The organism is Kitasatospora sp. NPDC001309 (genome assembly GCF_042896295.1).
In the GTDB taxonomy this organism is placed as follows: domain Bacteria; phylum Actinomycetota; class Actinomycetes; order Streptomycetales; family Streptomycetaceae; genus Kitasatospora.
Genome location: NZ_JBIAXC010000008.1, coordinates 110,090 through 134,145, shown reverse-complemented (window position 1 = coordinate 134,145; position 24,056 = coordinate 110,090). Strand labels below are relative to the sequence as shown.

General features: G+C 75.3%; 20 protein-coding genes. 6 read left to right on the top strand and 14 right to left on the bottom strand.

Annotated features, from left to right (window positions below; all coding sequences use genetic code 11):
* Positions 1-185 precede the first annotated feature (185 nt).
* The 5 genes from ACFY2K_RS11240 to ACFY2K_RS11220 form a co-directional block, all read right to left on the bottom strand.
* On the bottom strand, positions 186-1,439 hold the full coding sequence (locus ACFY2K_RS11240; RefSeq protein ID WP_380524746.1) for an MFS transporter: 1,254 nt from the start codon (positions 1,437-1,439) through the stop codon (positions 186-188).
* Positions 1,439-1,999: a GNAT family N-acetyltransferase gene (locus tag ACFY2K_RS11235; RefSeq protein ID WP_380524747.1), complete on the bottom strand. Its 561-nt coding sequence runs from the start codon at positions 1,997-1,999 to the stop codon at positions 1,439-1,441. The genes ACFY2K_RS11240 and ACFY2K_RS11235 overlap by 1 nt, the downstream gene beginning before the upstream one ends.
* A complete protein-coding gene (locus ACFY2K_RS11230) occupies positions 1,996-3,216 on the bottom strand; it encodes a type III PLP-dependent enzyme (protein WP_387710976.1) in 1,221 nt (406 codons plus the stop codon). The genes ACFY2K_RS11235 and ACFY2K_RS11230 overlap by 4 nt, the downstream gene beginning before the upstream one ends.
* A gap of 348 nt (positions 3,217-3,564) precedes the next feature.
* The gene (locus ACFY2K_RS11225; protein ID WP_380639013.1) at positions 3,565-4,917 is read right to left on the bottom strand and encodes a DUF6271 family protein; all 1,353 of its coding nucleotides are present in this window, start codon (positions 4,915-4,917) and stop codon (positions 3,565-3,567) included.
* Positions 4,899-5,990 carry a phytanoyl-CoA dioxygenase family protein gene (locus tag ACFY2K_RS11220; protein ID WP_375886136.1) on the bottom strand — a complete coding sequence of 364 codons (1,092 nt, stop codon included), beginning with the start codon at positions 5,988-5,990 and terminating at the stop codon, positions 4,899-4,901. Before ACFY2K_RS11220 ends, ACFY2K_RS11225 begins: the two co-directional genes overlap by 19 nt.
* Positions 5,991-6,513: 523 nt before the next feature.
* Between ACFY2K_RS11220 and ACFY2K_RS11215 the strand changes: the two genes are divergently transcribed.
* Entirely contained in the window at positions 6,514-8,445 is a 1,932-nt protein-coding gene (locus ACFY2K_RS11215) for an FUSC family protein (protein WP_387710974.1), read from the top strand.
* Between the two features lie 39 nt (positions 8,446-8,484).
* Here ACFY2K_RS11215 and ACFY2K_RS11210 read toward each other — a convergent pair whose 3' ends face one another.
* Positions 8,485-9,888 (bottom strand): amidase, encoded by a 1,404-nt coding sequence (locus tag ACFY2K_RS11210; protein WP_380639010.1) that lies wholly within the window; start codon positions 9,886-9,888, stop codon positions 8,485-8,487.
* Positions 9,889-10,255: 367 nt separating this feature from the next.
* On the opposite strand from ACFY2K_RS11210, the gene ACFY2K_RS11205 reads away from it, so the two are divergent.
* Both ACFY2K_RS11205 and ACFY2K_RS11200 read left to right on the top strand, forming a co-directional pair.
* A complete protein-coding gene (locus ACFY2K_RS11205) occupies positions 10,256-11,605 on the top strand; it encodes a cytochrome P450 (protein WP_387710880.1) in 1,350 nt (449 codons plus the stop codon).
* Between the two features lie 103 nt (positions 11,606-11,708).
* On the top strand, positions 11,709-12,428 hold the full coding sequence (locus tag ACFY2K_RS11200) for a rhomboid-like protein (protein ID WP_380524751.1): 720 nt from the start codon (positions 11,709-11,711) through the stop codon (positions 12,426-12,428).
* A 90-nt stretch (positions 12,429-12,518) separates the two neighbouring features.
* Here ACFY2K_RS11200 and ACFY2K_RS11195 read toward each other — a convergent pair whose 3' ends face one another.
* Both ACFY2K_RS11195 and ACFY2K_RS11190 read right to left on the bottom strand, forming a co-directional pair.
* Positions 12,519-13,100, bottom strand: a complete 582-nt coding sequence (locus tag ACFY2K_RS11195) for a DUF421 domain-containing protein (protein WP_387710878.1) — start codon at positions 13,098-13,100, stop codon at positions 12,519-12,521.
* Positions 13,101-13,173: 73 nt separating this feature from the next.
* A complete protein-coding gene (locus ACFY2K_RS11190; protein WP_375886125.1) occupies positions 13,174-13,983 on the bottom strand; it encodes a LysR family substrate-binding domain-containing protein in 810 nt (269 codons plus the stop codon).
* 57 nt (positions 13,984-14,040) lie between these two features.
* On the opposite strand from ACFY2K_RS11190, the gene ACFY2K_RS11185 reads away from it, so the two are divergent.
* The 3 genes from ACFY2K_RS11185 (at position 14,041) to ACFY2K_RS11175 (ending at position 17,473) form a co-directional block, all read left to right on the top strand.
* Positions 14,041-14,460 carry a DUF5997 family protein gene (locus tag ACFY2K_RS11185; protein ID WP_375886123.1) on the top strand — a complete coding sequence of 140 codons (420 nt, stop codon included), beginning with the start codon at positions 14,041-14,043 and terminating at the stop codon, positions 14,458-14,460.
* Positions 14,461-14,769: 309 nt separating this feature from the next.
* Positions 14,770-16,482, top strand: coding sequence for a DUF885 domain-containing protein (locus ACFY2K_RS11180; protein ID WP_380524753.1), 1,713 nt, complete (start codon positions 14,770-14,772; stop codon positions 16,480-16,482).
* A 232-nt stretch (positions 16,483-16,714) separates the two neighbouring features.
* Positions 16,715-17,473 (top strand): hypothetical protein, encoded by a 759-nt coding sequence (locus ACFY2K_RS11175; RefSeq protein WP_387710875.1) that lies wholly within the window; start codon positions 16,715-16,717, stop codon positions 17,471-17,473.
* Positions 17,474-17,544: 71 nt separating this feature from the next.
* On the opposite strand, the gene ACFY2K_RS11170 is transcribed toward ACFY2K_RS11175, so the two are convergent.
* From ACFY2K_RS11170 to ACFY2K_RS11145, 6 genes are all read right to left on the bottom strand, one after another.
* Complete coding sequence (locus ACFY2K_RS11170; protein WP_387710873.1) at positions 17,545-18,885, bottom strand: glycosyltransferase; 1,341 nt, start codon at positions 18,883-18,885, stop codon at positions 17,545-17,547.
* 55 nt (positions 18,886-18,940) lie between these two features.
* Positions 18,941-19,708: an SDR family NAD(P)-dependent oxidoreductase gene (locus ACFY2K_RS11165; protein ID WP_380524756.1), complete on the bottom strand. Its 768-nt coding sequence runs from the start codon at positions 19,706-19,708 to the stop codon at positions 18,941-18,943.
* Positions 19,709-19,711: 3 nt separating this feature from the next.
* On the bottom strand, positions 19,712-20,179 hold the full coding sequence (locus ACFY2K_RS11160; protein WP_380587289.1) for an SAM-dependent methyltransferase: 468 nt from the start codon (positions 20,177-20,179) through the stop codon (positions 19,712-19,714).
* Between the two features lie 211 nt (positions 20,180-20,390).
* A complete protein-coding gene (nadE, locus tag ACFY2K_RS11155; RefSeq protein WP_387710871.1) occupies positions 20,391-21,230 on the bottom strand; it encodes an ammonia-dependent NAD(+) synthetase in 840 nt (279 codons plus the stop codon).
* A gap of 61 nt (positions 21,231-21,291) precedes the next feature.
* On the bottom strand, positions 21,292-23,301 hold the full coding sequence (gene ftsH, locus ACFY2K_RS11150) for an ATP-dependent zinc metalloprotease FtsH (RefSeq protein WP_387710869.1): 2,010 nt from the start codon (positions 23,299-23,301) through the stop codon (positions 21,292-21,294).
* 33 nt (positions 23,302-23,334) lie between these two features.
* A complete protein-coding gene (locus ACFY2K_RS11145) occupies positions 23,335-24,003 on the bottom strand; it encodes an NUDIX hydrolase (protein ID WP_387710867.1) in 669 nt (222 codons plus the stop codon).
* Between the last annotated feature and the right edge of the window lie 53 nt (positions 24,004-24,056).

The window sequence follows — 24,056 nt, the reverse complement described above, 5'->3', positions numbered from 1 at the left end:
CGACTCTAGAAGACCGCCCTCCCCACACCCCGTCAGACACCCTTCCCTCGCCGGGACTTGACCCCGACCTCGCACGTCATGGGTCGGCGTCCGGTCGGCCCGCGGTGGGAAAGGGCTCGCCCGGCACGCCGCAACGGGGGGTACGGGCGTGCCGGGCGAGGGCTGGGGGGTGGACCGCCGGTGGGTCAGCCGGCCTCGGCGGCGAGCCGGGGTTCCGGCGCGGGCGCGGCGGGCTGCGGCCAGGTGATCCGGGTGGCGCAGAGCGAGACCACCGCGGCGGAGGCGGCGACGGCGGCCATGCCCCAGACCAGGCTGGTGCCCCCGGCGATGAAGCCGATCACGGCGGGGCCGGCCAGCAGGCCGGTGGTGCCCATCGCCGCCACCAGGGAGAGCGCGTCGGAGCCCTGGCGGGCGGCGGCGACGTAGACGCAGGGGGTGACGGCGGCGACGCCGAGGCCCACGCAGGCGAAGCCGAGCAGGGTCGGCACCACGCCGCCGGTCAGCAGGGCGAGGGCGAGGCCGAGGCCGGCCAGCAGGCTGCCGGTGCGGACGATCCGGCCGTCGCCGAAGCGGGTGCGCCAGCCGTCGGCGAAGATCCGGGCGCAGACCATCATCACCGAGACGACGGCGATGCCCAGCGGGGCGAGTCCGGCACCGGCGTCCACCACGTCCTTGAGGTAGAGCGCCGACCAGTCGTTCATCGCGCCCTCGGTGACGGTGCCGAAGACCATCGCCAGGCCCATCCAGAGGGTGGCCGCGGCCGGCAGGGCGAAGCCGCGACGGGTCTTCCTCCCGGCCTGCTCCGCGGGGGCGGCGGCCCCGTCCGGGTGCTCGGCCCCGTCCGGGTTCCCGGCCCCGTCCGGACGTTCGGCCAGCAGGCCCGGCCGGGCGGCCAGCGCCAGCACCGCCAGCAGGGCGGTGGCCAGCCCGAAGTGGACGGCGAGGCTGCCGGTGAAGGCGTTGACGCCGGAGGCCAGCAGGGCGGCCAGCAGCGAGCCGGCGCTGAACGTGGCGTGCAGCCTGGACATCGTGGTGCGCTCGAAGCGGGCCTCCAGGGCGGCGCCCTGGGCGTTCATCGCCACGTTCAGGCAGCCGACGGCGACGCCGTCGAAGAACAGCACCAGCAGGGTGACCGGGTAGTTCGGCACCACCGACAGGGCGAGCAGGACCACGCCCAGGGCGAGCGCCGACAGCACCGAGAGCAGCCGGGAGCCGAACCGCCGCATCAGCACCGCCACCAGCGGGAACGACACCGCCGCACCGATCCCGCAGGTCATCAGCAGCAGGCCGATCTGGGCCTCGCCCAGGTCGAGCCGCGCCTTGAGCGCGGGCACCCGGGACACCCAGGTCGCGTACTGGAAGCCGAGCGCGAAGAACAGTGCGCCGATGGCCAGTTGGGAGCGGCGGAACTCGTCGCGCGCGGGGGAGGTCATGTGCATCAGCCCACTTCGGCTCTGGGTGCGGATCCGGGGGTCGGGTCCGCGGGGTTCGGGGCGCGGTCCAGCGGCTTGGCCATGTAGACGGCCACGGCGCCGTAGCTCGCGGGCAGCCCGATCTCCGGCCGGGCGCGGTAGCCCAGGCCGGTCCACAGCACCTCGGAGCCGCGCACGGCGACCAGCGAGAGGGTGCGGTGGCCGGCCGCCCGGCCGCACTCCTCCAGGTGCCGCAGCAGCCGCGGGGCCAGGCCCCGGCCGCGCGCCCGCTCGGCGATCACCAGGTCGTGGGCGTGCAGGTTGCTCTCCGTGGTCCGCACCACGGCGCCCGCGGACGCCAGGCTGAGGTCCGGGCAGCGGAACAGCGGGTACGGCAGGGCGAGCAGGTAGCCGGCGAAGCCGTCCGCGTCCTCCAGCACGAAGCAGGTCGACGGCGAGGCGCGGTGCCGGGAGCGCAGCGCCGCACCGCCCTCGGAGAGGCCGCTGGCGGCGTAGGCGCGCTCCTCGGCGGCGATCACGTCCGGCCAGTCCTCCTCGCGGAGCAGCCGGATCCGGGTGTCGCTCATCCGCGCCCCTCCTCGGGGTGGTCGCCGCCGACGCAGGTGTACGGCAGCGGCGGGAAGCCGTTGAAGCCGCGGGTGGCGTAGGCGGTGGCGTAGGCGCCGCAGGAGTGGATCCAGACCGGATCGCCGGAGGCGAGCACGTGCGGGACGCGCACCGCGCCGTCCTCCTGGGCGTACGCGTCGTCGCTGTCGCAGGTCGGGCCGGCCACCACGGCGTTGACGAACTGCCCGCCGGGGTGGGTGGGGAACTCCAGCCGGTACTGCAACTGGTCCATCTCGTACAGGCCGTTGAACTTCCCGCAGCTCAGGTAGAGCCAGTCCTCGCGGGTGCCGTCGAGCCGGTGGCGGGAGGAGAGCCGGGCGACGTGGGCGCGGATCGCGCCGTGGTCGGCGACCAGGTGGCGGCCCGGTTCCAGGACGAAGTCCAGCGGGGCGGCGTTGACGGCGCGCAGCCGGTCCATGCCCTCGCGGATCACCGTGAACATCTTGTCCAGCGGCGGTTCGAGCGGGCGGCCGCCCCGGTCGAGGACCCCGAGGGCGGGCAGTCCGCCGCCGAGGTTGATCCGGTCCGGGGTGATGCCGCGCCAGTTGAGCGCCTCCAGGACGGCGGCCAGCGAGTCGATCGCCGCGGTCCAGGCCTCGGCGGTCATCTGCTGGGAGCCGACGTGCACGGACAGCCCGGAGGGCACCAGCCCGGCCGTACGGGCGGCGCCGAGCACCCGCAGGGCGTCCTCGGGCGAGCAGCCGAACTTGTGGCTGAGGCCCCACAGGGCGCCCTCGCCGGTGGTCGCGATCCGGCAGAACACCCGTGACCCGGGGGCGTGTTCGGCGATCGCGGCGACGTCCTCCAGGCTGTCGGTGGCGAACTCGCGCACGCCCAGCCGGTAGGCCTCGGCGATGTTGCGGTCGGACTTGATGGTGTTGCCGTAGTGGATCAGCCCGGGGGCCACCCCGGTGCGCAGCGCCTGGGCGATCTCCTGCGGACTGGCGGCGTCGAAGCCGGAGCCGAGCCGGGCGAGGTGGCCGAGCACCTCGTCGACGGGGCAGGCCTTCATCGCGAACCGGACGGCGACGCCGGGCAGTTCGGTGCCCAGGGCGGCGTACTGGCGGCCGATGCCGTCGAGGTCGTAGATGACGGTGTCCTCGGTGGCGGCGGCGAGCGCGGCCCGGAGGGCGGTGTGGTCGTGCTGGTCGGGCCGGGGCGCCCGGTCGGCGTGCACGGCGGCGGAGGCGGTCGGGGCGCGGTGGTTGGCCCTCCCCCGGTCGGCCCGCTCGCGCGGTTCGGCGGCGTGCTGCGCCCCGGCGGCGTGACGCTGCTCGGGGATGTGGCGCGGCTCGGCCGAGCGCCGGGGCTCGGCGGAGCGGTGCGGCCCGGCGGAGCGGTGCGGCTCGGTGGCAGGGCGCGGTTCGGTGGTCTGAGATATCACGTGTGAACTCCCGGTGCGGCTGGGCCTGTCCGGCGGATCTGGTCGGACCAGACCGCGGCGTCTGAGTGCGTGCATCGCAAGGCGGAGGATGGAGTCCATGCGGAGCATCGGCGACTGACGACAACGCAGCGAGGTGCGTGCTCAGGCGTCGCGGGCCCGGCCGGATCCGCCGGACAGGCCCTGACCCTGCAGCCGGTCGGCGGGGGCGGTCCGGCTCGCTCGCACGAGCGGGCCCCACGCGTCGATCAGCAGGGCGAAGTCCTCGATGTCGGCCTGCGCCCGGTCGAGCAGTTGCGCCCGTCGGGGCGCCAGGTGGTCGGCGAACTCGGCGTACTTTCCGCCGAGTTGCCGGTAGCAGCGGTCGAGCTCGGCGAGCCGCCGGTGGTTCTCGGCGCGGTCGGTCGTGGCGCTGCGGCGGGCGGAGTCGGCGATCACCCCGGGGCGGACGTGGTGGTGCTCGTCCAGCAGGGCGTCGCCGGCCCGTTCCATCTCGGAGTAGACGGGGTGGAGGTAGAGCATGGAGAGCAGGAACTTGGCGTAGCGCTCCTGGTAGGCGGTGAAGCCGGAGTCGGTGCGCCGTTCCGGGGTGTAGTAGTTGACGATGTGCCGGTTGTGGGTCACCCCGGGCAGGGTGGCGTCGTGCACCAGGTGGTGCAGGAAGTAGTCGCTGCCGATGGTGTCGGTGGCGGGCGGCAGCGGGACGCGTTCGTAGACCTCGTGGTCGAGGGCGATGTTGCACATGTCGATCCGCCAGATGTCGGGCCGGCCGAGCACGGCGCGGTCGACGGTGAACGGGTCGGTTCCGGCGCCGGTGAAGGAGTCGGCGACGAGTTCGCGCCGCTCCTGCTCGGTGGCTCCGGTGGGCGCCCAGAGCGCGACCAGGTCGTGGTAGACGTCCGGGTCGAGGGCGCGGATCTCGCCGAGGTCGACGGAGAGTTCGCCGATGAAGGAGGCGCCGACCAGGGCGACGGGCTTGTCGGCGTCGGCCGGGTCGAGGGTGTGCTCGGTGACGGCGGCGGCCGCGTCGGCGGCCTTGAGGCCGATGGTGGCGAGTTCGTGGTCGATCGGGAAGACGGGGGCGCCGTCGTGCCACTGGTAGCGGCTGTCGGAGTCGCGGCGGTGCACGGAGGCGCAGCCGAGGGCCGCGGCCAGCAGGAAGGCCCGGTTGGTGCAGGCGCCGTAGGAGACGGCGTCGGGCAGCATCAGGTCGAGCAGCCGGTCCGGGTCGGGGTGGGCGGTGCGCTCGATCACCTCGCGCAGGAAGGCGCGTTGGGCGTCCTCGTCGAGGTGGTGGGTGACCACGCCTTCGGTGGGCGGCAGTGCGGCGACGGCGGCGGCGTGCCGGGCGCGGTCCGCCGGGTCGGCGGAGTCGAGCACCAGGAGGTGCACCCGGACACCGAAGGTCCGGGCGGCGTGGGCGGCTTCGGCGCCGACGGTGGTGATGGTGTCCGCGCAGGCGCGGTTGGTGGGCAGGGTCAGGCAGACGGCGTGCATTCCCGCTCCCCCGTGGGCTGCTCGGCGGCCGAGTCCTCGAAGGTCCGGCCGGTCCAGGACCGCAGGCCGAGCAACTTCTCCCCCAGTTCGGTGAGTTCGGCCGGTCCGTAGCGCAGGGCCTCGGGCCGCTCGGCGTCCCCGACCAGAGTGCGGTTCCAGTCCGGGGTGGCGAGGGTGCGCCAGGACTCGACCCGGGAGCGGCGCAGCGGCTCGGCCTCCTCCAGGGCGGGCATCATGGACAGGTACTGCACCGAGCGCACGCCGTTCGCGGAGGTGTTGGGGGCGACGCCGTGGGCGAGCAGGCCGTTCCAGATCAGCAGGTCGCCGGCCTTCAACTCGGGCCGGACGACCGGGAACTCGGCACGGTCGATGTCGGGGCGGATCGGGTCGCGGTCGGCGGGCTGGGCGGCCTGCCACTCGTTGTGGCGGCGGAACAGTTCCGGGTCGCACTGGAAGCCGCCGTGGTCGGGGGCGGTGTCGTTGAGCGCGATGATGCCCTGGACGCGCTGGGGCAGCATGGCGCGGGTGGTGTCGACGTCCCAGTGCAGTTCGATGTCGAAGCCCTTGTCGGTGGGTTCGATCAGGGCGCGGTCGCGGTTGCGGACGTTCGGCGGGTTGAGGTTGAGCCGGTCGAGGGTGACCCAGAGCTCCTCGCAGTCCCAGACGTCCACGAAGGCGTCGTAGACGCGCTGCGACTGGCGGCTGTCCCAGATGAGTTGGTGGTGGTAGGCCTCGACGAAGCCGTAGATGTGCAGGTGCCGGTCGAGTTCGTCGCGGTGGTCGCGCTCGCGGTACCAGTCCTCGGGGCGGTCGGGCGACAGGCCCTGGAACTCCCAGGCGAAGTCGAGCAGTCGCTGCGCGGCCGCGGCCGGGATCGCCTGCCGGACCACGACGTGGCCGTAGGTCTGCCAGTGCGCGAAGTCCTCCTCGGAGAGCACCCGCAGCGGGTGCTTCTTGCGCAGTTCGCGCAGGGCGTCGGAGGCGAGGTAGCTCTCGGTGTCGGCACTGAAGTAGGGGCGCGCGGAGGCGGCCCGGTACAGATATTCCTCGGGGTGTTCGTCAGGGCTCGGCATGGGCGGTCACTCCGTGGTTCGTGGTCGATGCAGCGCGTTCCCGGGCGCCCGGTGCGGGCGCGGCGAGCCGGTGGCCGGTCGTCGGCCGGAAGGGGAATTCGGTGCGCGGACCGGTTCCCCGTCCGCATGCGCTCCTTCTCGCCTCGGCCCCCGAGCGGCGCACAACGCCACGTCAGGGGGCCAACTCACCCGTCCGGCAAGGGCACTCACCCCACATCAGCCTGCGCCGGACCGCGCTTCCCCATACGTTGGACTAGACCAACTAATGGTGTCAACCCTTTCCCGCAGGTTACCGATTGGGAATCAGCGCAGTTCACGGCGGTTCTGGAGGTTCGCTTTATGTTTCGGAGACTGACATAAGGCCGGGTATGTTTCGAGAATTGACATAATCGCGCGGAGGTGAACCCCACGCGCCCCACATCCGTTGCGCACGTACGTTGGGTCTGTGGCACGCACCCGGCCGGCACCTCCCCGACGGACCCGTCGCCGACCGGCACGGCCCCGGCCGGCCCCGCCCGGCTGGCTGACCGCGAGCCTGCGGCCCCGGGCCGCGCCGGTCCCCTGGGCCGCGGCGGCCCGCGCCTCGGTGGCGCTCGCCGCCCCGCTCGCCGTCGGCACCGCCACCGGCCGGACCGGCTACGGCGCGCTGGTGTCGATGGGCGCGCTGTCCGGGGTGATCGGGGACACCGCCGACGCCTACCGGATGCGGGTGTTCAACATCGCCGTGCCGCAGCTGTTCGGCGCCCTCGGGGTGCTGGTCGGCACCCAGGTGTTCGGCACCGGCTGGACGGCCGTGGTGGTGCTGACGGTGGTCGCGCTGGTGTCCGGCATGATCTCCTCGATCGGCGCGGTCGCCTCCGTCTCCGGCCTGCTCCTGCTGCTGAACGCCGTGGTCGGGGCCGGCCTGCCGATGCCCTCCCCGTGGTGGCTCCCGCCCGCCCTGCTGCTGCTCGGCGGCCTGCTGGTGCTCGCGCTGACCCTGCTCGCCTGGCCCTTCCGCGGCGGCACGCCCGAGCGCGCGACGGTGGCCGACACCTACCGGGCGGTCGCCGGACTGCTGGAGGCGGCCGGCTCACCCGGCTACGAGGACCGGCGCCGGGAGCTCACCCGGGCGCTCGACCACTCCTACGACCTGCTGCTGGCCCGCCGCGCCCGCCGGCACGGCCGCTCGCCCACCCTGGTGCGCCTGCTCGCCCAGCTCAACGCGCTGATCCCGGTGGTCGAGGGCGCGTCCGCGGCCCAGCTGCGCCCGCCCGCCGAGGGTCCGCTGCCGCCCGCCTACCCGGCGGCGGTGCGCGCGCTGGCCGCCGCCGTCGAGCGGGGCCCCGGCGGCCCGTCCCCGCCGCCCGGGCCACCCGGAGTCCTCGGACTGCCCGAACTGCCCGAGCCGCGCGGCCCCTCCACCCGGGCACTGGCCCAGGCCATCGGGCACGCCGCCACCGTCGTGCACGAGGCCGACCCCGACCCGTACGCCGCCGACGACCGGCTCGGCCGGCCCGCCGGGCTGCGGGTACGGGCCCGCCGGACGGCCCGGGCCCTGCTGCTCTCCGGCGCGTCCTGGCGGTACGGGCTGCGGCTGGCCCTGTGCATCGGGCTCGCCCAGGTGCTGGTGTCGGTGATCGCCGTGCCACGTTCGTACTGGGTCTCGCTGACGGTGACCTTCGTGCTGAAACCGGACTTCGGCTCGGTGTTCTCCCGCGCGGTGCTGCGCGCGCTCGGGACGGCCGCCGGGCTGCTGGTCGCCGTGCCGGTGCTCGCCGAGGTGCCGCACGGCTGGTGGGACGTCCCGGTGATGGCGGCGCTCGCCACGCTGATCCCGGTGCTGTCCGCGAAGGGGTACGCGTTCCAGACCGCCGCGATCACCCCGGTCATCCTGATGCTCTCCGACCTGCTCAACCACCAGGGCTTCCACCTGGTGCTGCCCCGGCTCTACGACTCGCTGATCGGCTGCGGCATCGCCCTGCTGGCCGGCTACCTGCTCTGGCCGGAGTCCTGGCACACCCGGATCGGCGACCGGCTGGCCGACGCCGTCCAGGACACCGCCTCGTACGTCTCGCTGGCCTTCACCACCGCGCCGGGCCACGACGAGCCGGCCCGGGCCCGCTACCGGCGCCGGCTCTACCGGGACCTCTCCGCGGTGCGCAGCGAGTTCCAGCGGGCGCTGACCGAGCCGCCGCCGGTCGGCGCCCGGGCGGAGGCCTGGTGGCCGCTGGTGATCGCGGTGGAGCGGATCGTGGACACCACCACCGCCACCCGGGTGCGGGTCGAGCACGGGGCCCCGGCGCCGACCCCGGCCGAGGTGGGCGCCGTCGCCCGGGAGCTGACCGACCTCGCCGAGGCGCTGCGAACCGGCGCGCCGCTGCCCCCGGGCGACCCGGACCCGCCGGCGCCGGACTGCGCGCTGGCCCGGCTGCACCACGAGGTGCACGCGGCCCGGGCGGTCGCGGCCTCCTGACCGGCCCGCCGCGGCGCGGCGGGCCGGGGCCCGCGCCGGTCAGTCCTGGATCCGCCGCCAGGGCCGGTCCGCCTCCAGCTCGTAGGCCAGCTCCAGCAGCAGCCGCTCCTGCCCGTGCGCGGCCGACAGGTGCACCCCGATCGGCAGGCCGCCCGGCGCCGCCCCGGCGGGCAGCGCGATGCCCGGGCCGCCGGTCACGTTGTTGACCGGGGTGAAGGCGACGTAGCGCAGCAGCCGGTCGACCAGCTCGTCGAAGGCCACGTTGGGGCTGAGGTGGCCGATCGGCGGGGCGGTGTGGGCGAGCACCGGGGAGAGGATCGCGTCGTGCTCGCGGAAGATCCCCGCGTACACGGCCTCGGCCCGGCGCAGTCGGCGCAGCACGCCCGGGGTGCGCCGGAACTCCGCCCGGAAGCCGTTGCGCAGCCCGGTGGTGAGCCCGTCCAGCTTCCCGGCCCGGAAGCTCGGGTCGAGCAGCACCCGGCCGGTGAGCGCGATCACCCAGGCGATGTAGCCCCAGTACGCCAGGAAGTCGCGGGAGAACTCCTCGCCGAAGGGCAGGGTGGTGGGCACCACCCGGTGCCCCATCGCCTCCAGTCGGGCGGCGGTCTCCTCGACCACCCGGCGGGTCGCCTCGTCGGTCTTGGCGGTGGGCGAGTCGACCACCAGCCCGATCCGCAGCCGGCGCCCGCCGGGGCCCTCGACCAGGCCGAGCGGGGGCAGCCGGGGGTTGCGGTGGTGGCGTTCGGCGGCGGCGAAGAAGGCGGCGGTGTCGCGCACCGTACGGGTCAGCACCCCGTCGGTGACCAGGTCGATCGGCAGTTTGCCGCCCTGGGCGTTGGTGACCAGCCGGCCGCGGGTGGGCTTGAGGCCGACCAGGCCGCAGCAGGCCGCCGGGATGCGGATCGAGCCGCCGCCGTCGTTGGCGTGGGCGATCGGCACCACTCCGGCGGCGACCAGCGCGGCCGCGCCGCCGGAGGAGGCGCCGGGCGAGTGGGAGGTCTTCCAGGGGTTGCGCACCGGCTGGGCGGTGGCGAACTCGGTGGAGGCGTTCAGGCCGAACTCGGGCAGCCGGGTCTTGCCGAGCACGGCCAGGCCGGTGGACAGCAGCTGGTCGGCGAAGGGCGCGTTGCGGCGGGCCGGGCGGGCGCGGAAGGCCTCGCTGCCCATGCCGGTCGGCAGGCCGCGCAGGTCGACGTTGTCCTTGAGGTAGGTCGGCACGCCCCAGAGCGGGCCGTCGATGCCCGCCCGGCTGATCCGGGGCCGGTCGTGGGCGGCGTGGGCGACGGGCAGCAGCGCGGCGTCGATCCGCCCGGCGCGGGCGACGGCGGCCGCGACCAGCTCCCGGGGGTGGGCCGCACCGGCCCGGACCAGGGCGGCCAGTGCCACGGCGTCGTGTGCGCCGAGGGCGTCGTCGGTGAACGCGTGGGCCCGCTCGTCGGCCATCCCAACTCCCTACCGGTAGTACCGAACTGACTGGCGGTACCAGCCGGTAGTACCAGCCGGTAATAGTGCGGAGCTCGCAGTGTAGGCGCGCGGCACCACGCGCGGAAACCCCCTGCGCCCGCCCCCGGAACCGCCGTCCGGGCCTCCGGCGGTCCCGCCCTGCCCAGAGCGTCGACCGGGCCGCACCGGGCTGTCGGAAGGGCTCGGCGCCGGGCTCGGCACCGGAACGTCAAGGCCGCCCCGGCGCACGGGCGTTCGGCCTGCGCCCCCGCGTTCACCCCACCCGCCGTTCGCGGACCGTTTCACCGGCGGCCGCCGGGAAAGATCACCGACGCCCGACCGACCCGCCCTCCCCTAGGTGACGCCCGTGCCCACCCAGTACCACTCCACCGCCCGCTACACCTCGGCCACCGCCCCCGGCGCGCTCCCCCTGCTCGGCCACGCCCCCGCCCTGCTCCGCAACCCGCCCGACTTCGTGGCCGGCCTGGCCGCCCACGGCGACCTCGTCCGGATCCGGCTCGGCCCGCTCACCGCGTACGTCGTCTGCCACCCCGACCTGGTGCGCCGCCTGCTCACCGAGGACCGCACCTACGACAAGGGCGGCATCGTCGTCGAGAAGGCCCGCGAGGCCTTCGGCAACGGCCTCGCCACCTGCCCCGCCGCCGACCACCGGCGCCAGCGCCGGATGCTCCAGCCCGCGTTCCACCGCGACCGGCTGCCCGGCTACGCCGCCCTGATGGCCGAGGAGATCGCCGCCACCACCGGCGGCTGGCGCGACGGCGACGTGGTCGACGTGCCCGCCGCGATGTACCGCCTCTCCACCGCCGTCACCGCCCGCTGCCTGTTCGCCGCCCACGAACGGGCCGGCTCGCTGCCCGTCCACGCCGCCATGGACCAGGTCGCCCGCGGGGTCGCCCGGCGGATGGTGCTGCCGCTGCCCGGCGCCGACCGCGTCCCCACCCCCGGCAACCGCCGCTTCGCCCGCGCCCGGCGGGACCTCCGGGAGATCACCGACCGCCTGATCGCCGACTACCGCGCCGCCGGCACCGACCACCACGACCTGCTCTCGATGCTGCTCGGCGCCCGCGACGAGGACGGGCGGGGCCTGTCCGACGACGAGGTCCACGACCAGGTGGTCACCTTCCTGCTAGCCGGCATGGAGACCACCGCCGCCACCCTCTCCTGGGCCTGGACCCTGCTCGCCGCCAACCCCGCCGTCCGCGAGCGCCTGCACACCGAGCTCGACACCGTCCTCGACGGCCGCCCCGCCCGCCACCAGGACCTGCCCGCCCTGCCGCTCACCGCCCGGATCGTCAGCGAGACCCTGCGGCTCCACCCGCCGGCCTGGATCCTCAGCCGCACCACCACCACCGCCACCGAGCTCGGCGGCCACCCCCTCCCGGCCGGCGCCACCGTCCTGTACAGCCCGTACCTGCTGCACCGCCGGGCCGACCTCTTCCCCTGCCCCGACCGCTTCGACCCCGACCGCTGGCTCACCACCGCCCGCCCGGCCCCCGGCATCTACACCCCCTTCGGCCTCGGCGCCCGCCGCTGCATCGGCGAGGCCTTCGGCAGCACCGAGGCCGCCCTCGCGCTGGCCGGCATCGCCGCCCACTGGACCGTCACCCCCACCCCCGGCAGGTCCGTCCGCCCCCAGCGCAGCGCCTCGCTCTCCCCCCGCCCGTTCACCGCCACGCTCGCCCGCCGGATCCGCTGAGGGCCCCGCGAGCATCCGGCAGCGCGGTTCGGTACTGTCCCGAGGAGGCCGGCCGCATCCGGGCCGGCCGGGACCAGCCGCTCGACCGGGACACCATCAGAACATGAACGCTCGACCCCCGTTGGGGCTCCTCAGCACGCTGCTGCGCGCCGTCCGCACGTACCCGCGGCGCTCACCGCTGACCTTCGTCTACGTCGCGCTGCTGCTCCTCGGGCACGCCTGGGTCGAGTACGGGCTGACCGAGGAGCAGGCCGACGACCTCCGGGCCTACATCAGCACCAACCTGGACAACCTGCACGACCACCCCGTCCGCGCCCTGGCCGGCAGCGCCCTGCTGTACGACGGCACGCTCACCGACATCACCTCCACCGGCTTCGGCGGCACCCTGATCACCCTGGGCCTCGGCATCGTCGTCGGCCTGGCCTGGGCCGAACGCCGCTTCGGCACGCCCCGCGCCGCCGCCGTCTTCCTCGCCGGGCACGTCGGGGCGACCCTGGTCACCGCCCTGGTGATCCTCTTCGCCCTGCACCAGGGCTGGTACCCGGAGAGCGTCCGGGCGGCCTCCGACTACGGCATCAGCTACGGCGCCCAGGGCGCCCTCGCCTTCGCCACCCTCGCCCTGCCCCGCTGGGCCCGACTGCCCTGGGCCGCCTTCGTGCTCGCCTGGCCGCTCACCGGCGACGAGGAGTGGCCGGGCCCCCTGCCCGAGTTCACCACCGTCGGCCACCTCCTCGCCGCCGCGCTCGGCTTCGCCCTGGCCGCCGCCACCGCCCGCGGCCGACGCCGTGCCACCGCCCCGGCCGCCGCCCGCACCGGCGGCTGACCACCCCTGGGCGGGGCCGGGGGCGGCCCGGGTCCGTCGGCCCGAAGCCTGCGGCCCGCAGGCGGCAGGCAGCAGGCAGCAGGCAGGCGGTCAGCGCGGCGGGCGGCGCTCCTCGGCGAGCGTGGTCAGCAGCCGCTCGATCGTCGCCAGCCGCTCCCGCAGCTCGTCGACGTCGCCCTTGGTCGCGCTCCGCTCGGCCTCCCGCAGGGTGACCAGCAGCTGCCCGTCCGGCTCCAGCCGGGCCCGCGCCACGTCGCTCACGTCGTCGCCGTTCTGCACCCGGATCGCGTGCTCCAGCTCGGACGGTCGCAGCGCCAGCTCGCGCAGCGCGCCGGGCACCAGCGCGCCGTCGCGGACCACCGTGGTGGGCGCCCCCTCCAGGAGCCGCGCGGCCCGCGGATCGCGGGCCAGCCAGCGGGTCACCCCGGCGTTCACCGCGATCAGGGTGACGGCGCCGATCGCGCCACCCAGCAGGCTGTTGTCATTGCCGATGATCGCGTTCTGCACCACGTTGGAGAGCAGGAACACGACCACCATGTCGAAGGTGTTCAGCCCCGCCAGCCCGCGCTTCCCGGCCACCCGGAACAGCACCAGGATCAGCACGTAGACGGCGATCGTCCGGAGGACCTTCTCCACGATCGGAATCTGGACGACCACCAGGTCATGCCACACGGCCCCGCTCCTCCCACCAGGACGCTCCGGAACGGCCGTCCGGAACGGGGCCGACGCTACTCCCGCGCGGCGGTCAGGAGCGCCGCTTCGGCTTACCGCGCCGGGCCGCGGCCGGGCCGCCCCGGCCCTTCTGCGCGCCGGTCCGCTGGCCGCCCGCCTTCTGCGCACCCGTCTTCTGGCCGCCGGCCTTCTGCTGCTGCGGCTTCCGCGGCGCCGCCGCCTTCTTCGGCCGGCTCTCCGCCGGGGCGTCGGCCGGCTGTCCGGCCCCGCGGCCGCGCGAGCTGTTGACAGTGCGCCCCCGGACGATCCCGATGAACTCCTCCACCAGGTCCGTGGTCCGCTCCTGCGGCCAGGACAGCGCGACCTGCGACTGCGGCGCCTCCGGCACCGTCCGGTAGGTGAGGTCCCGCCGGTGGTGCAGCCGGGCCAGCGACTGGGGCACCAGCAGCACGCCGACGTTGGCCGCCACCAGCTCGACCGCGTCCGCCGTGGTGTCCGGGCGGGCGATCGCCGGGCGCCCGGGCAGGGTCCCGGCCGTGAAGCCGAGGGTGTCGTCCAGCGGGTGGAACACCACCTCGTCGGCGAGCTCGTCGAGGGCGACCTCCTCCGCGGCGGCCAGCCAGTGGTCCTTGGGGAAGACCACCACGGTGGTCTCCGTGTACAGCGGGATCGCGCTCAGCACGTCCTTGTCGACCGGCAGCCGGACCAGTCCGGCGTCCACCGCGCCCTCGCGCAGGATCCGCTCACCGTCGGTGGAGGGCACCGCGACGAGGTCGAGCCGGACGTCCGGAAGCCGTTCGATCCACACCCGGGCCCATTTGCCGGGGGTCACGCCCGGGACGTACGCGAGCCGGAAGGGCTGGTTCACCTGCATGTCTGTCACAGGGCAAGGCTACCGACCGTGACCGGAAGCGCCCGCGCACTCCCTTACCCTTGTTCCATGACATCGCTCAAGCAGAAGACCAGCCAGACCATGAAGCCGGCCACGGCGGCCAAGAAGCTGGGGATCTACCTCGCGGCCGCGCCGACCGACTTCCAGGAGGGCGTGGTCTCCCGCGAGGAGCTCAGCGCGCTGCAGGCCGAGCCGCCGCAGTGGCTCCAGGAGCTGCGCAAGAACGGCCCGCACCCGCGCCCGGTGATCGCCGGCAAGCTCGGCATCTCCATCGCGGGCCTGGCCCGCGGCGGCGTGACCGAGGCACTGACCACCGCCGAGGTCGACGCCCTCAAGGCCGAGAACCCGCTGTGGCTCCAGCACGAGCGCGCCAACCAGGTGGACGTCCGCAAGGAGACCGCCCGGATCAAGGCGAAGCACGAGAAGGAGGCCGCCGAGAAGGCCGCCAAGGAGGCCCAGGGCAGCTGAGCCCCTCCGGGGGCCGGCCACCGGACCCCCTCGCTCCACCGGTGCCGGCGTTCGTCCAGGGAGGACGGACGCCGGCACCGTCATGCCCGGTGTCCGGCACCTGGCGCCCTGTGCCCGCTGCCCGGTACCCGCCCGGTACCTGCGGGCCTGCCGAAGACGCCGTCCCCGGTGGCGCGTTCACCGTCGGCGGCCCGAACTGCTCTCCCCCCGGTGCGTATTGACCGCGCCGTGGCCGACTCCGAATAATCGGCCCGATCGGGCCCTCAGGGAACCCGTGTCGCACTGCCCCCACCGGACCCGGGAGCGACCATGACCGAGCAGCCGAACGACACGTCCCACCGAGCCGTCCCCGCCCACCACACCGAACTGGCCGCCCTCGCGGACGAGTTCTTCGCCGCCGAGAACGGCCACGACCCCTTCGAGGCCACCCTCTCCGGCACCGAGGGCTACGCCCACGAGGTGCCCGACCCGTCCCGCGCGGCCGCCCTGCGCCACCGCGAGGTGCTCCGCGGCCTGGCCGCCCGGCTGGCCGCCGTCCCGCTGGACGGACTGGCCGGCGAGGACCGCACCACCCACCGGGTGCTCGCCCGGCTGATCGACGACAACGACGGCCGGATCACCCACGGACTCGCCGAGGTCAGCGTCTCCGCGACCATCGTCGCCCCGCACAACACGGTCTTCACCTCGCTCGCCATGACCGCCGTCGACCACGAGGGCACCGACGCCTACCTGGAGCGGCTGGCCGGCCTGCCCGGCTACTTCGACGCCGTCCTGCGCCGCAGCCTGGACGCCGCCGCCGAGGGCCGCCACCCGCTGCGCAGCGGCGTGGACGCCGCCATCACCCAGCTGGACGGCTACCTGGCCGCCGACCCGACCGCCGACCAGCTGCTGCGCCCGCTCCAGGGCCGCCGGGAGTTCGAGCGGGCCCGGGCCATCGTCCGCGAGGGCGTGCGCCCGGCCGTGGCCCGCTACCGGGCCGGGCTGGCCCAGCGGCTGGCACCGGCCGCCCGCCCGGACGCCGAGGCCGGGGTCTGCTACGTGCCCGGCGGCGACGAGGGCTACGCGGACGCCGTCGGCCGCTTCACCCGGCCGGGGCTGGGCCCGGAGGAGGTGCACCGGATCGGCCTGGAGACGGTGGCGGCGCTGCGCGAGGAGTTCGGCGAGCTGGGCGCCCGGGTGCTCGGCATCAGCGGCACCGACGAGGTGCTGACCGCACTGCGCGAGGACCGCTCGCTGCGCTTCACCAGCGCGGCCGAGATGGTCGCCCTGGTGGACGGCGCCCTGGACCGGGCCCGGCGCGCCTCCACCGACTGGTTCCGCCCGTACCCGATCGCCGACTGCGTGACCCGGGAGATCGACCCGCTGGAGGCGGAGACCGCGCCGCTGGCCTACTACCAGCCGCCGGGCCCGGGCGGACTGCCCGGCACCCACTGGATCAACACGCTGAACCCCGGGAGCCGGTTCAGCTACGAGTACGAGGCGATCGCCTTCCACGAGAGCGTGCCCGGCCACCACCTGCAGCTCGCGCTCGCCCGCACCCTGCACCACCTGCCGGAGTTCCGGCAGCGGCCGAACGGCCAGCTGACCGCGCACGTCGAGGGCTGGGGCCTGTACACCGAGCGGCTGGCCGACGAGATGGGCCTGTACGGCTCGGAGCTGTCCCGCTTCGGCATGCTGTCGATGGACGCGCTGCGCGCGGTGCGCCTGGTGGTGGACACCGGGCTGCACCACTACGGCTGGTCCCGGGAGCGGGCGATGGCCTACCTGCGGGACAACACGGCCACCCCGGAGGCCAACGTCCGCAACGAGATCGACCGCTACATCGCCTGGCCGGGCCAGGCCACCGCGTACCTGATCGGGCGTCGGGAGATCGTCCGGCACCGCGAGCGGGCCCGGGCCGAGCTCGGCGGGCTCTTCGACGTGCGGGAGTTCCACCACGAGGTGATCGGGCACGGCAGCCTGCCGCTGGGCGTGCTGGAGGACCTGATCAGCGACTGGATCACGGCGCTGCGGTCGGTCTGACGGTCCCGCCGGCCCCGGGTGCCCTCGCCGGGGCCTCGCCGGGGCCGGGCGGTGGCAGGCCCGTCGACGCGTCAGGAGTGCGAAAACGATTCCGCGCGCCCGCCGCCGTCCTCCCGCGCCGGACGTGGCGTCACCCCTTCGGCCCCCTCCACACGGTAGTGTCCGCTGGCGCGGCCCCCGGCACCTTCGTCGGCCGGCCGCCCGTGCCACCGCAACGACCTGGAGGAACTCCGTGCCGGCACCCGCCCGAGGCGCCCTCGCCATAGCCGCGGCCGTCCTGCTCGCCGCCGCCGCAGGCTGCTCGTCCGGCGGCGGCCACACCGCCAAGGACGGCTCCGGCGGCAAGGCCTCCGCCCACAGCAGCAGCGCCCACGGCTCCGCCCCGGCGGCCGCCGGGGACGCCGCCCAGCCCGTCCCGGCCGCGATCGTGACCGGCCCCGGGCCGAAGAGCTCCTACGACGCCCAGCCGCAGCCCGCGGCGGGCAGCTGCCACTACCGCTACACGGCGGACAAGCAGCCGCTGCCCGACCCGAACTGCACCCCGGGCGCGATCAGCCCCGCGGTCAACCAGGGCACCATCAACGACACCATCTGCAAGCCGGGCGGCTACACCTCGTCCATCCGCCCGCCGGTGAACGTCACCGGCAAGGAGAAGGCCGAGAACGCCAAGTCCTACGGCTACACCGGCCCGATGGGCGACGCCGAGTACGACCACCTGATCAGCCTCCAGCTCGGCGGCGACCCCAACGACCCGCGCAACCTGTGGGTCCAGCCGCCCTCCCCCGGCCACGTCCCGGGCAAGGGTCCGAACAACCCCAAGGACTCGGTGGAGACCCACCTCCACACCGCGATCTGCAAGGGCCAGGTCACCCTGGCCGCCGCCCAGCAGGCGATCGCCACCGACTGGACGACGGCCGAGGCCAAGCTCGGCATCAGCAAGGGCGGGGCCGCCGCCACGCCCACCACGGAGCCGGACGCCGACGGGGACTGACCGGCCCGGCCGGCCCGGCGCGAGCCGCCCGACCCGGCCCGAGCCGACCTGCTCAGAGCGAGCCGAGCGGTTCAGAGCGAGTCGACCAGCTCGGCGATGGTGTCGAACGGCCGGTACTCCGCGAACTCCGCGCCCAGCGCGCGGGCCCGTTCGCGGAACCGGCCCTCGGCGAGCACCTGCTCCACCGCCCGGCCGACCGCCTCCGGGGCCGGGCGGCCGGTGCGCAGGTCCAGCCCCACACCGGCCCACTGCACCCGGGCCGCGACCTCCGGCTTGTCCTCGCTCGCCCCGGCCACCACCACCGGCACCCCGTACCGCAGCGCGGTCTGCACCCCGCCGTAGCCGCCGTTGCTCACCAGCACGTCGGTGTGCGGCAGCAGCCGGTCGAACGGCACGTACCCGGCGGCCCGGACGTTCTCCGGCAGCCGGCCGCCCAGCAGTTCGGCCAGCTCCGCCGGCCCGTCCGGGCGGACGGTGGCGGCCACCACCAGCACGTCCCGGTCCGCCAGCGCGCGGACCGTCGGGGCGACCAGCTCGCCCAGGTCGTCGTTGGCCAGCGTCCCCTGGGTCACCACGACGACCGGCCGCTCACCGGTCAGCTCCGCCCACCACCCGGGCAGCGGCTGCTCCTCGCCGACGTTGCCCGGCAGCGCGCCGATCAGCCGGTACGAGGCGGGCGCGTCGGAGCGCGGGTACTCGAAGCCCGGCACGGTCAGCTGGAGGTACGCGTCCGGCACCGTCACCTGGGCCAGCCCGCGCGGCCCCTCCGGCAGCTGGACGCCCGCCTCCGCGAACACCTTCTCCGCGTACCGCTGCAAGGGCTCGCCGCGCCGGTCCACCTCCTCCCGCAGGGAGCGGTTGCGGATCCGGCCCTCCTCCCCCGGCAGCGGCGGCAGCGCCAGCCCGAACGGCGCGGCGTCCGCGCTCGGCAGCATCGCCGGGGTGGTCCCGACCCCGATCAGCGCCGGGCGCTGCGCCCTCGGACGGGCGAGCGCCAGCGGCAGCACGCCCTGGACGAAGGCGTCCGCGACGACGGCGTCGGCCGGGAACTGCGCCAACAGCGCGAGCAGGGCCCGGTACTGGTGGGGCACCGGGTCCAGGAAGACGTGCCGCACGTCGAAGGCGATCCGTTCGGGGCCGGGCGCCAGCTCCGCCCGACCCGGGAAGGAGCCGTCGAGGTCGCGGTCGTCCCAGTCGGCCTCGGCGGGCAGCGCGGCGAAGCGCACCCCGGCCCGCCCGGCCGCCTCCGCGAAGCGCGAGCCGCCCAGGAAGACCACCTCGTGGCCGCGCGCGGCGAGGTCGGCGGAGATGGCCAGCAGCGGGCTGACGTGCCCGTGCGCGGGCAGGGCGGTGGTGATGATCCTGGACAGCGGAGACTCCTGTGGTCGGGCCCGGTTCGTACGAGCACTCACCGTAGGCAGCGGCGGTAGACGTCCGATGAACGGCTCGTCCGCCCGGCGGAGCCGCTCATCGACCCAGCACCGCGCCCCCGTTCAGCCCGATCACCTGCCCGGTGAGGTAACCGGCCGCCGGCGAGGCGATGTAGGCCACCGCCTCGGCCACGTCCTCGGGCGTGCCGGCCCGGCCGACCAGGGTGTCGGCGACCTTCCGGGCGTGGAACTCCTCGTCCCGGTCCACGCCGAAGATCTCGGTGTCCGCCACGTAGCCCGGGGCCAGCACGTTCACCGTGATCCCGTCCGGCCCCAACTGCCGGGCCAGGCCGAACGCCCAGCCGTGCAGCGCCGCCTTCGCGGCCGCGTACGAGCCCGCCGAGTGCGGGCCCGCGCCACCGCGCTGGGCGGCCGCCGAACTGATCACCACCAGGCGGCCGCCGGGCCGGCGCAGCACCCCCTGGAGCGCGGTGGTCAGCAGCACGGCGGTCAGCAGATTGGTGTCCAGGTCCCGCCGCCAGGAGGCGGCCAGCGCGGCCAGGCCGTCGTCCTCGGGCGGAGTGATGATCGCACCCGCGTTGTTCACCAGCACGTCCACCGGACCGAGTTCGGCGATCCGGGCGGCCACCCGCTCGACCGCCGCCGGATCCGCCAGGTCACCCGCCAGCGGCACCACGGCCCCCGGCCCGGCGGTGCGCTCGATCTCCGCCCGGGCCTCCTCCAGCACGGCCGCCCGACGCCCCAGGACCACCACCCGGCACCCGTCCCCGGCCAGCCGGGCGGCGATCGCCCGCCCGATCCCCGTCCCGCCGCCGGACACCACCGCGAGCCGCTGCTCCGTCACCGCTCAGACCTCGCCGTCGTAGTAGGCGCGCATCAGCTCGGTCGACCACGCGGGCTGCCGGAGCCCACCGCGCGGGCCGAACTCGGCCAGGTACGGCTTGATGTCGAGCACCGGCGTGCCCGCCACCGCGTCCAGACCGGTGACGTGCAGGTCCAGTCCGTCCACCCGGACCAGCTCGCAGCGCGAGACCCCGAGCCGGTTGGGCCGGTTCTTCCCGCGCTGGGCGAAGATCCCCACCAACGGCCAGTCGGTGTTGCCGCGCGGGTGCCGGGCGCCGGTCTCGACCTCTCCCTCCGGGACCCGGTCGAAGCGGTAGACCACCTCCAGGTGCGAGAAGTCCGCCAGCCCGTACAGCGCCTCCTCGGTGAACTGCCCGGCGTCCAGCCGGATCACCGCCGCGACACCGCCCCACCCGTCGTCCCGCACGTCCTCCCGGCCACCCACCACCCGGGCCACCGGACGCACCGTCATGTCAGCCATGCCGTCTCCCCCTTCGACGTCGAACCGTTCCACGACGTACGGTAGCGAGCCGCACGCCGGAACGATCAAGGGGGCCGGAGGCAGCCCTGTTCGCCACCCCGGCCGGCCACCGCAGCCGCCCCGCACCCCGAGGCTCAGCCCGCCAGCCGCGCCGCCATCGCGATCAGATCGGCCGCGCGCCCCGCGCGCCCGTCCGGGTCGGTCACGCCTGGCCCGGGGTGATCGGCAGGGCGCGCTTGTGCTCGGTGCGGCGGTAGTGGCCGAGGACGGTGTCGAAGACCTGCTCGCTGACCGGGCGGCCCTCCAGGAAGTCGTCCAGGTCGCCGTACTCGACGCCGAGGGCGTCCTCGTCGGCCTTGCCGGGGGCGAGGTCCTCCAGGTCTGCGGTGGGGACCTTGCCGACCAGCCCCTCGGGCGCGCCCAAGTGGGCCGCCACCGCGCGGACCTGACGCTTCGTCAGGCCGGAGAGCGGCATCACGTCGGCCGCGCCGTCGCCGAACTTGGTGAAGAAGCCGACGGCCGCCTCGGCCGCGTGGTCGGTGCCGACCACCAGGCCGCCGCTCGCCCCCGCGGCCGCGTACTGGACGACCATCCGCTGGCGGGCCTTGACGTTGCCGCGCACGAAGTCCTCGTGGGCGTGGTCGCGGAAGGTGACGCCCGCCGTCAGCAGGGCGTCGAAGGCGGCGTCGGTCGCGGGCTTGACGTCGACCGTCAGCACCTCGTCGGCCCGGATGAAGTCGAGGGCTCGCTGGGCGTCCGCCTCGTCCGCCTGGACGCCGTACGGCAGCCGCATGGCCGTGAAGGCCACCTGGTGCCCCTCGGCGCGCAGCCGCTCGACGGCGAGCTGGCAGAGCCGCCCGGTGGTGGTGGAGTCCACGCCGCCGCTGATCCCCAGCACCAGGGTGCGGGCGCCCGAGGCCCGCAGCTGGTCGGCGAGGAAGGCGATCCGGCGCTCGGCCTCCTTCGCGGGGTCGGTGACGGGCACCACTCCGAGGGCCAGGGCGATCTCGCGCTGGACGTCCGCGGGCAGGGTTTCGGTCATGGTCGGGCTCCTTCGGATCGGTACCACGCCATCATCCACCCCGGCCGCACCGCCCCCCGCCTCAGGGTGCCGTCCCTGTGCCCCCGCTCCCGTCCGCCCCGGGCGTCCCCGGCGCCGGGTGCCGCAGGATGTCGAGCACCAGGGTGCCGTCCACTGTCTCCTGGGCGACCAGCAGCGCCGCCAACTCGTCCAGGTGGTGCCGGTGTTCGCGCAGCAGCCCGAGGGCCCGCCGCTCGGCGCCGCGCAGCAGCCCGGCCACCGCCTCGTCCACCGCGCGCTGGGTCTGCTCGGAGTACGGGCGGCGCAGCAGGTCGTCGGGGTGCTCGCCGAGGTACTGCGGGGAGCCGCTGGAGTAGCCGACCGGGCCGAGGTCCGGGGAGAGGCCGAACTCGCGGACCATCCGGGTGGCCACCGAGGTGGCGTTGGCGAGGTCGTTGGCGGCGCCGGTGGAGCCCTCGCCGAAGACCACCAGTTCGGCGGCGCGCCCGCCGAGCTGCACGGCGAGCAGGTCGTTCAGGTAGCTCTCGCTGTACAGGTGCCGTTCCGCCTCGGGGAGTTGCTCGGTGGCGCCGAGGGCGACCCCGGCCGGGAGGATGGTCACCTTGGCGACCGGGTCGGCGTGCTCGCACAGCGCGGCCATCAGCGCGTGCCCGGACTCGTGGACGGCGACGGAGTGCCGCTCCTCGGGCAGCAGCGCGTTGGAGGACTCCCGGCGGCCCAGCAGCACCCGGTCGCGGGCGTCGTCGAGGTCCGCGGCGGTGAGGGTGGACCGGTCGGCGCGCACGGCGTTGATGGCGGCCTCGTTGACCAGGTTGGCGAGGTCGGCCCCGGAGAAGCCGGGGGTGCCGCGGGCGATCCGGTCCAGGTCGGTGTCCGGGGCGAGGGTCTTGCCGCGGGTGTGCACGGCGAGGATGGCCGCCCGCTCGGCCTGGTTGGGCAGCGGCACGACGACCTGCCGGTCGAAGCGGCCGGGGCGCAGCAGGGCGGGGTCGAGGGCGTCCGGCCGGTTGGTGGCGGCGATGACGACGATGCCGGTGCTCTGGTCGAAGCCGTCCATCTCGGAGAGCAGCTGGTTGAGGGTCTGCTCGCGTTCGTCGTTGCCGCCGATCCGGGTGCCGCCCGCGCGGCGCCCGCCGACGGCGTCGATCTCGTCGATGAAGACGATGGACGGTGCGCGCTTGCGGGCCTCGTCGAACAGGTCGCGGACCCGGGAGGCGCCGACGCCGACGAACATCTCGACGAAACCGGAGCCGGTGACGGACAGGAAGGGCACCGAGGCCTCGCCGGCGACCGCCCGGGCGAGCAGCGTCTTGCCGGTGCCCGGCGGGCCGACCATGATCACTCCGCGCGGCCCCTTGGCCCCGGCGGCGGCGTAGCGCTCCGGGCTGCGCAGGTAGTCGACCACCTCGCTGACCTCCTGCTTCACCCCCTCGTACCCGGCGACGTCGGCGAAGCCGGTGGCGGGCCGCTCGGCCTCGATGATCTTCGCCCGGGAGCGGCCGATGGCGCTGAGCCCGCCGCCGAGCGACCGCGCGGCCAGCCGGCCGGACCAGAGGAACAGCCCGCCGAAGAGCAGCAGCGGCAGGAACAGCAGCAGGGTCGACCAGATCGAGCTGCCGCCCGACCGGCTGCCGGTGACGTTCACGTGCTGGTCGGAGAGCGCCTTGCCGAGCTGGGAGGTGTCCAGGGCGGTCGGGATCTGGCTGGTGAACCGGGTGCCGTCCTTGAGGGTGCCGGACACGCCGCCGGTGTCGCTGACGTCCACGGTCTGCACCTGGCCGGCGTCGACCCGGTTGAGCAGGTCGGTGTAGCCGTAGCGGGGGCCGGTCGGGGCGGGCTTGGCCAGCAGCACCAGGAGCAGCAGGGTCAGCAGCACGGCGACCGGCAGCAGCCAGCGCCGCAGCGCGGGCGGGGGCGGCTTGGGCGGGGTGCCGCCGGGGCCCTGCCCCGGTCCGCGGCCGGGGCCGGGGCCTCGGCCCGGGCCGCCCCAGCCGCCGGGGCCCGGGCCCTTGCCGCCGCCGGGCGGGGTCGCGGCGTGGCGGGCGGCACCCGGGCGCGTTCGGACGATCATCCACGCTCACCGCCTCTCGGGCGCCGCCGGGCCTCAGCCGGGCCCCGGCTCGGCGCCCACCCCTCCATGGTCGACCCCTCCGGCCCCGGACGGGAGCCCGAGCAGGTACCGGCGGAACGCCACCTGCCCGTCCGGCACGAACGGCCACCGCCGTACGGCGCCGGCCAGCTCGGGCAGGGTCAGCCAGCCGTACCGGGCGACCGCGGCCGGATCGACCGCGTCGGGGTCGATCAGGTCCGGCGGCAGCACGGCCTCGTGCACGCCCAGCCAGTACGGGGCGATCGCGCCCCGGCAGAGGAAGGTGAACCGGTGGCGCACCGGCACGCTCACCCCGAGCTCCTCCGCCAGCTCCCGCCGCGCCCCGGCGGCGTACGACTCCCCCACCCGCAGTGCGCCGCCCAGCATCACGTCGTGGCACCCACCGAAGCGGCCGGCGCCGTCCGGGCGGCGGTGCACCAGCACCCGGCCGGACGGATCGCGGCAGACGGTGGTGGCGACCCGGTGCAGCCAGCCGCGGCGGATCGCCTCGCCGCGTTCGACCACGCCGAGCACCCGGTCGTGCTCGTCGACCCGCTCGACCAGTTCACCCGGCCCGACCAGTTCACCCGGCTCAACCAGTTCGCCCGGCTCAACCGGCCCGACCTGTTCGACCTGCCTGCTCGGCCGGCCCGACTCGAACGGCCCGCGCGGATCCGTGGTCACGCCGCCCACCCCCGTCCCGAAGCGTGCCCCGTGGCGGTGGCGGGGCGGCGATC

Coding starts and splice junctions, on each gene's coding strand:
- ACFY2K_RS11180 (WP_380524753.1), top strand. CDS start 14,770: ATGACCGAGCAGCCGAACGACACGTCCCACCGAGCCGTCCCCGCCCAC.
- nadE (WP_387710871.1), bottom strand. CDS start 21,230: ATGACCGAAACCCTGCCCGCGGACGTCCAGCGCGAGATCGCCCTGGCC.
- ftsH (WP_387710869.1), bottom strand. CDS start 23,301: ATGATCGTCCGAACGCGCCCGGGTGCCGCCCGCCACGCCGCGACCCCG.
- ACFY2K_RS11210 (WP_380639010.1), bottom strand. CDS start 9,888: ATGGCCGACGAGCGGGCCCACGCGTTCACCGACGACGCCCTCGGCGCA.
- ACFY2K_RS11235 (WP_380524747.1), bottom strand. CDS start 1,999: ATGAGCGACACCCGGATCCGGCTGCTCCGCGAGGAGGACTGGCCGGAC.
- ACFY2K_RS11240 (WP_380524746.1), bottom strand. CDS start 1,439: ATGCACATGACCTCCCCCGCGCGCGACGAGTTCCGCCGCTCCCAACTG.
- ACFY2K_RS11200 (WP_380524751.1), top strand. CDS start 11,709: ATGAACGCTCGACCCCCGTTGGGGCTCCTCAGCACGCTGCTGCGCGCC.
- ACFY2K_RS11225 (WP_380639013.1), bottom strand. CDS start 4,917: ATGCACGCCGTCTGCCTGACCCTGCCCACCAACCGCGCCTGCGCGGAC.
- ACFY2K_RS11220 (WP_375886136.1), bottom strand. CDS start 5,990: ATGCCGAGCCCTGACGAACACCCCGAGGAATATCTGTACCGGGCCGCC.
- ACFY2K_RS11160 (WP_380587289.1), bottom strand. CDS start 20,179: ATGACGGTGCGTCCGGTGGCCCGGGTGGTGGGTGGCCGGGAGGACGTG.
- ACFY2K_RS11185 (WP_375886123.1), top strand. CDS start 14,041: ATGACATCGCTCAAGCAGAAGACCAGCCAGACCATGAAGCCGGCCACG.